Source organism: Micromonospora sp. DT227 (genome assembly GCF_049841835.1).
In the GTDB taxonomy this organism is placed as follows: Bacteria; Actinomycetota; Actinomycetes; order Mycobacteriales; family Micromonosporaceae; genus Micromonospora.
The window spans coordinates 1-598 of the sequence record NZ_JBNCLA010000051.1 but is presented as its reverse complement, the minus strand read 5'-3'; the positions used below and the strand labels follow the sequence as shown (position 1 = coordinate 598).

The window sequence follows — 598 nt, the reverse complement described above, 5'->3', positions numbered from 1 at the left end:
CCCCCTGGGAGGCATCATCATGGCTACCACTGTGCTGCGTAAGACTGTGCTGACCGCTGCCGGTATCGCCGCGACCGCCGGTGGGATCGCCGGCCCCGCGATCGCCGCCCACGCCGCCCCCGCCCCCGCCGGGAAGGCTGCTGTCGTGGCCGCTGACCGTAACAGCGGTGAGCGGGAACTCGACGTGCGCTACGAGGCCCAGCCGAACTTCTACTACTGCGGCCCCGCCGCCGCCCGCAACGCCATCAGCGTGCTCGGCAAGAACATCGACGTGCACGCCATGGCCCGCGAGATGGGCACCACCGAGAACGGCACCAACAGCATCAACGACATCACCCCGGTCCTGAACAAGGAGACCGGCAAGCCCTACAAGTCCGTCGAGATCCGCAGCCCCAAGGCCGACGACCGGCAGACCGACAAGCTGCGCACCGACATCGTCCGCACCGTCGACGACGGCCGCGCCGTGGTCGCCAACATCGCCGGCACCACCACCGACACCGACGGCACCACCCACTCCTTCGAAGGCGGCCACTACATCAGCGTCGTCGGCTACCAGAACAACGGCACCACCGTCACCATCGCCGACAGCGCCAACCCG

The 598-nt window shown here is 68.7% G+C and carries 1 protein-coding gene; it reads left to right on the top strand.

The genetic code is table 11. The annotated features are described in order from the left end of the window. Window positions 1-19 precede the first annotated feature (19 nt). The coding region (locus ACLQ2W_RS33840; protein WP_425791964.1) for a C39 family peptidase at window positions 20-598 on the top strand (579 nt) is incomplete at its 3' end.